This is a genomic window from Kitasatospora sp. NPDC001159 (assembly GCF_053598235.1).
Window position 1 is genome coordinate 1 of sequence record NZ_JBSFJV010000199.1, and the last position, 5,737, is coordinate 5,737.

Annotated in this window: 5 protein-coding genes and 1 pseudogene; 5 read left to right on the forward strand and 1 reads right to left on the reverse strand. The window is 69.9% G+C overall.

The window, feature by feature from the left end:
• Positions 1–406: 406 nt before the first annotated feature.
• The 4 genes from ACWC9T_RS40450 to ACWC9T_RS40465 all read left to right on the forward strand — a co-directional run bounded on the left by ACWC9T_RS40450 (position 407) and on the right by ACWC9T_RS40465 (position 3,181).
• Positions 407–562, forward strand: coding sequence for a DUF6131 family protein (locus ACWC9T_RS40450; RefSeq protein WP_095877766.1), 156 nt, complete (start codon positions 407–409; stop codon positions 560–562).
• A 561-nt stretch (positions 563–1,123) separates the two neighbouring features.
• Positions 1,124–2,140, forward strand: a complete 1,017-nt coding sequence (locus tag ACWC9T_RS40455; RefSeq protein ID WP_449826034.1) for an acyl-CoA desaturase — start codon at positions 1,124–1,126, stop codon at positions 2,138–2,140.
• A 91-nt stretch (positions 2,141–2,231) separates the two neighbouring features.
• On the forward strand, positions 2,232–2,375 hold the full coding sequence (locus ACWC9T_RS40460) for a hypothetical protein (protein WP_449826035.1): 144 nt from the start codon (positions 2,232–2,234) through the stop codon (positions 2,373–2,375).
• Positions 2,376–2,644: 269 nt separating this feature from the next.
• Complete coding sequence (locus ACWC9T_RS40465; protein ID WP_449826036.1) at positions 2,645–3,181, forward strand: hypothetical protein; 537 nt, start codon at positions 2,645–2,647, stop codon at positions 3,179–3,181.
• A gap of 313 nt (positions 3,182–3,494) precedes the next feature.
• Here the strand turns inward: ACWC9T_RS40465 and ACWC9T_RS40470 are convergent.
• Positions 3,495–3,775, reverse strand: a pseudogene (locus ACWC9T_RS40470) (helix-turn-helix domain-containing protein).
• A gap of 873 nt (positions 3,776–4,648) precedes the next feature.
• Here ACWC9T_RS40470 and ACWC9T_RS40475 point away from each other — a divergent pair.
• Positions 4,649–5,683: an ISAs1 family transposase gene (locus ACWC9T_RS40475; protein ID WP_449826037.1), complete on the forward strand. Its 1,035-nt coding sequence runs from the start codon at positions 4,649–4,651 to the stop codon at positions 5,681–5,683.
• The last annotated feature ends 54 nt before the right edge of the window (positions 5,684–5,737 follow it).

Genomic DNA, 5,737 nt, shown 5'->3' on the forward strand with positions numbered 1-5,737 from the left:
TGGGCCTCGCCGTCACACGCGTCGACATCACCATCGACGACCTCCACACCCCGACCACGCCCTCCACCCCTGACCGCGATGCCATGTGCCACGACAGGAAATAATTGAGTCCGGGCCCTGGACCGGTCCTCGAATCGGCCTCATCACCGCCCTGGCCACCTACGACGGCGCCGCCGAACTCGAACGCGGCCTCGCCATCCTCCTCACCGGCCTCACCACCACCCTCACCCCACACCCTGACCACCGCCGACACCGGGCACGGGGGAGCGAGCTCCGGCGGGCGGGACCGGAACGGCACCGCACGCAATTCCTCAGAGACACCGGCGGAACACAGGAAAGGCGAGCATCACCTCCGCAGCGACGGAGAACTCACATCGGCAGGGGGGAACGCACAACGGAGGTCATCGTGATCATCCTGGGAGTCATCCTCCTCGTCATCGGATTCCTCACCAGCATTTCCATCCTGTGGACCATCGGCATCGTCCTGGTCGTCATCGGCCTGATCCTCTGGATCCTGGGCGCCGTCGGCCACCAGGTCGGCGGCCGCCGCCACTACTACTGAGACACACCCAAGGCCATCCCAGGCCCGGCGGCACGATCGCGAGTCCGCACAGCGGGTTCCGACCGTGCCGTCGGGGCGCTCAGTTCCGATCCCTCCGGACCGGCCGTGGCAGGGCAGCGGTTCGGCGTGTGGCAGCGCCCCCGTCCCGCCGTTGGCAGCCACCCACCGTGGGCGCGTCGTCGCCAACGGCACATATGACGGGCAGCAGAGCGGGGCGGCCCGCCTGCGCGTCACCCCAGGAGCGCGTCGGCGGCCCTCTCCACGATCCCGCCACCGAGAACACCGAAGCCGTCCCCGCTCTCGTGGACCTGCTCGGCACCCGTCTGGGAGCGATTCCCGGCAGCGAGCTGACATCCGTCCTCAGCACCGCCCCCGGAACTCTGCCTCCGGGGGTAGGCCCGGCGCTGCCGCACCTCCCCGTGTGAGTCTGTGTGCGACGCCCGAAAATGGGTAATTGCCGTGTGAGACCACGACCGCATGGCCCGCTGGGCCCGAGAGTCGGTCGGGTCGGATCTGCCGCCCCAGACCCGGCTGCGCCGTATCGCAGACGAAGGAGTCGGGATGGCCCTCAAGGATCGCCGCACGGCGTCACCCCCAGAAACCCACCCTGGTACGGCCCGCAAACGGGGCGTCCCCGCGCTGTACGACGGGGTCTCGCCCTTCCCTCGTGTCGACCCCGCCGACCGGCACCGCGTCCCCCGATGGCAACTGGCCGCCACCGCCGTCGTGGTGGCGTTCCCGTTCATCGCGCTCGCGATCGCCGTCGGATGGCTGTGGGGCAGTCTCGTCGGCCCCACCGACCTGATCCTCGCCGCCGCGTTCTACTGCCTCACCGGTCTCGGCGTAACACTCGGCTTCCACCGCGGCCTCACCCACGGAAGCTTCACACCCAACCGCCCGGTGAAGATCGCCATGGCGATCGCCGGATCGATGAGCTTCCAGGGCGCCGTGATCGGCTGGGTCGCCACCCACCGCCGCCACCACGCCTTCACCGACCGCCCCGGCGACCCGCACTCCCCCTTCCGGTTCGGCACCAGCCTTGCCGGCGAACTGCGCGGTCTCGTCCACGCCCACGTCGGCTGGCTGTTCACCGCCGACGCCACGCCGCCGGCCCGCTACGCACCCGACCTCCTCGCCGACCCGGACCTGCGAGCCGTCTCCAGGGCGTTCCCCGCCCTGTGCGTACTCTCCCTCGCGCTTCCCCTCGGGCTCGGCTGGGCCATCAGCGGGAGTTGGCGCGGCGCACTCACCGCGCTCGTGTGGGCAGGGCTTGTCCGGGTCGCCCTGCTGCAGCACGTGACGTGGAGCGTCAACTCGCTGTGCCACATGATCGGCCGGCGGCCCTTCCGCACTCGCAGGCACGACCGGGCCACCAACCTGTGGCCGCTCGCCCTGCTCTCCTTCGGAGAGAGCTGGCACAACCTCCACCACGCCGACCCAACCTGCGCCCGACACGGCGTCGACCGCGGGCAGATCGACCCCACCGCCGCCGCCATCCGTCTGCTGGAGCGACTCGGCTGGGTACGCAATGTCCACTGGCCCGTCCCCGGGCGTATCGAAACCCGCAGACTGTCCTGACACCTGGAGTCGTGTCATTCCCATCACCCCCGCTCCGACCCTCCGCGTCACCGTTCTGCGTTCCCTGGCCGCCCGGCGCGCCACCATCCGTGTGGCGGGCGAAATCGACCTCGACTCCTCGGCGCCGCTGCGCGAGGCGCTCCACCGCTGCCTGAGCGCGTGGATCAGCACCATCGAAATCGACGCCCGGAACGTCACGTTCTGCGACCTGATCCCCCACCCCGACGCCAGGTAGAACACCGATCCTTCCGGTGACCGGGCGGTGCCCCGTTCGCCGGTTGTGCCGCAAGGACCGGTCCATGGGTGCGCCTCGCCAAGGGCCCGGTCTCGTGAAGAGCCCGAGGTATCGTGGCCGCCCCGGATGCCCCGTCCGGCGGCGAGCGCCCGGCCGCATGGCGCGGCACGATGAAATGGCCAGACCATTCCGCTTCCGTGACCGGCACGAGGTCGCTGCGCCCACCCCTTCGGCGACCTTAGTGACCGGCCGCGCCGGGAGGAGCCGCGATGTCTCCCCACACACTGGCCGAGCCGCTGCACATCTACCTGAACGACCACCTGACCGGCGCGTTCGGCGGCGCCGCGCTCGCCGCCCGCATGGCCCGCACCCACCCGGGCAGCAGCCGCGCGACGGACCTGCAGCGCCTGGCCCGTGACATCGAACAGGACCGCGACGACCTCGTCCGGATCATGAACCGACTCGGCGTGCCCGTCCGGCACTACCGGACCTGGCTCGGCCTCGCCGGTGAACGCCTCGGCCGCCTCAAGCCCAACGGGACCGTCGTGCGCCGCGCCCCGCTCAGTGACCTGATCGAACTGGAAACGCTGCGCGCCGGCGTCGAGGGCAAGACCGCGCTGTGGCGGGCGTTGCGCGCGATCGCCGACACCGATCCGCGCCTGGACCAGGTGGAGCTGGACCGCCTTGCCGAGCGGGCTGCCGAGCAGGCACGCATGCTGAACGGCTGGCACCGCGCAGTCAGCACCGCCGTCCTCGGGCACAGCACGGATCAGGCGGGCACCGGCGGGCGCAGCACCGCCCTGTGAGTACCGCGCGGGATGAAGCAAGGCCGAGCTACGGTGCTTACCCGAGATCGTACTCAACCCCGATAGCCAGGCTGGCGCTCTCCCTGCAAGGCATCGCTCCGGCCGCCACCGCCCGCCTGCTCGCCTCACTGCACGCCTGCTTCGGCGATGCCGTGCAGCTCGTACCGCGCGGGCGGGCCGAGGAGGCGCTCGGCGGCGGGTTCACCCTGCGGAAGCTGGCCCGGGCCTGTCCATGGACACGGAGGGCGCGACGGAGCCTGCAGAATCTGTCCATAGGCCCCGCCCGCGGCTGTAGGCCAGGTCGCCGGTCCGGTCAGGTGTCCGCGGTGGGCTCCTGGTCGTGCCGGGAGCGGCGGAGTTGTTCGTTGAGGCGCAGGGCTTCCTCGAGTTGGTCTTCGAGGATGACGATGCGGCAGGCGGCCTCGATGGGGTGCCCTGGTCGACGAGGTCGCGGGCGCGCATGGCGATGCGCAGTTGGTAGCGGGAGTAGCGGCGGTGGCCGCCTTCGGAGCGTAGTGGGGTGATGAGGCGGTGTTCGCCGAGGGCTCGCAGGAAGCCGGGGGTGGTACCGGTCATCTCGGCGGCGCGGCCCATGGTGTTTGACTGAGCCTGGTCAGCCGCTTCCAGGGCCGGATCCCCGGCAGCACCGGACTGGTGCTGACTCCCTCGGTGTTCGCCGCCGATCTGAGCCCCCGCTGACGGTGGCGGTGATGCGGGCGGCGGCAGCGGCGGTTGTCAGTACGGGCGCGTACGGTCCGGGCAGTGGATGCCACGAGGCACGAACGAAGGGGCAGGGGCGGCGTTCCTGAGGGCTGGGGCCAGGTCCGGGCGGGGCGTGCTGCCCGGTCCGGGTGCGGGTGACCAGCCCGTGGGACTGCTGAGGCGGCCCCGCTCGTGGGACCGGCTTCGGGTCTGCGGAACCCACCACACACACTTCAACGCTCACAGATCAGCAGGTCAGCGCCATCGCTGCCATCAGCCAGGCGACCGCACGTGCTCTTCGAAGGTAAGCACCTGGATCTGATCGGCTGTGTAACGTTCCACAGATCCGATCATGACACTCACTACTGACAATTCACACCGCCTACCGTCAAGTCGCAGGTAGTGACGCAGCGTCACCATTCACAGAAGTTGGACCAGGACCCGAGAACCGACAGCACCTGTTCACGAGTTTGGGAGGCGTCGGTGTCGGCGGTGCGTCGTGTTCGAGGTTCATGAGAAACGACAGCGCCCAGTGCGCCCCGCCGTCGTAGAGCCTCCACTCGGGAAGCCGCGATGAGACCCCGAGCAGCTCTGCGTAGTTCCGACGCCGTGGCATCCCAGGGCCGTTGCAAAGTCCCCGATGAGCACGTGAGTCCGCTGGTCACGGCGATGCAGGGGGTCTGGGCTCGGCCGTCACGAACGCAACGAAGCTCCGGTTGAACGGGGGTGACCTTTGCCAAGTCGCCTCGTACCGCCGGAGCTTCGATGTGCCGCCAGTCTGCCACCGTCTGCCTGATCAAGTCGCCTCCTGTGGACGGCGTGGCGGGGTTGTCGCTGGTGGAGCGGCTGCGGTTGCTGCCCGATCCGCGTCGGCGCCGAGGGGTACGTCACCCGTTCGTGGCAGTGCTGCTGATCGCCGCCTCAGCGGTGGTCGCCGGCGCGCGATCGTACGCTGCCATCGGTCAGTGGTCCGCGAACGCTCCGCAGCACACCCTGGCTCGGCTGGGCTCCAGGGTCGAAGGCGCGCTGGGCGTTCGCGTCGCACCGAGCGCCGCCACGATCCGGCGGGTCATCGGCTTGGTCTGCCCTGGCGGCCTCGCCGACCTGACCGGTGCCGATCCGGTCGGCTCGGACTCGATCGCGGTGGACGGGAAAGCCACTCGGGGCTCCCGGCACGGCACCTCGCCCGCCGCTCACCTGTTGGCCGCGATGACCGGCGACGGCCGAACCGTCACCCAGCTGCGGGTGCCCGACAAGACCAACGAGATCACCTGCTTCGCCGCGCTGCTGGAGCCCTACAACCTGACCGGGGTCACGGTCACGGCCGATGCCCTGCACACCCAGCGCGGCCATGTGCGCTTCCTGGTGGAGGAGAAGAAGGCGCACTACCTGCTCATGGTCAAGGCCAACCAGCCCGAATTGCACCGCCAGCTCAGGTCATTGCCGTGGAAGGACGTTACCGCGCGCTGCTACGACCGCGAGATGGGCCACGGCCGCCGAGAGACCCGCGTGACCAGAGCCCTCACCGTCACCGACCTCGGCCTGGACTTCCCCTACGCAGTCCAGGCCGTGCGCATGCTGCGCTATCGCACCGACCTCAAGACCGGCACGGTCAGCCGCCAGACCGCCTATGTGAACACCGACCTGAGCTCGCAACAGGCCTCGCCCCAGCGACTTGGCCAGCTCGCCAGGTCGCAATGGACCATCGAGAACCGGCTGCACTTCGTACGCGACACCACCTTCGCCGAAGACGCCTCGACCTTGATCTTCTCGGTCAGGACCGCGTCCTCCCTCTCGTGACGGGTGGGGTGCTGCCGGCGGGCGCGGCGCCGGTAGAAGGTGGAGGGCGGTGTG

Bases quoted from the DNA above. Each gene is read 5' to 3' on its own strand.
- ACWC9T_RS40455 (WP_449826034.1), top strand. From the start codon at position 1,124: ATGGCCCTCAAGGATCGCCGCACGGCGTCACCCCCAGAAACCCACCCT.
- ACWC9T_RS40465 (WP_449826036.1), top strand. From the start codon at position 2,645: ATGTCTCCCCACACACTGGCCGAGCCGCTGCACATCTACCTGAACGAC.
- ACWC9T_RS40475 (WP_449826037.1), top strand. From the start codon at position 4,649: ATGTGCCGCCAGTCTGCCACCGTCTGCCTGATCAAGTCGCCTCCTGTG.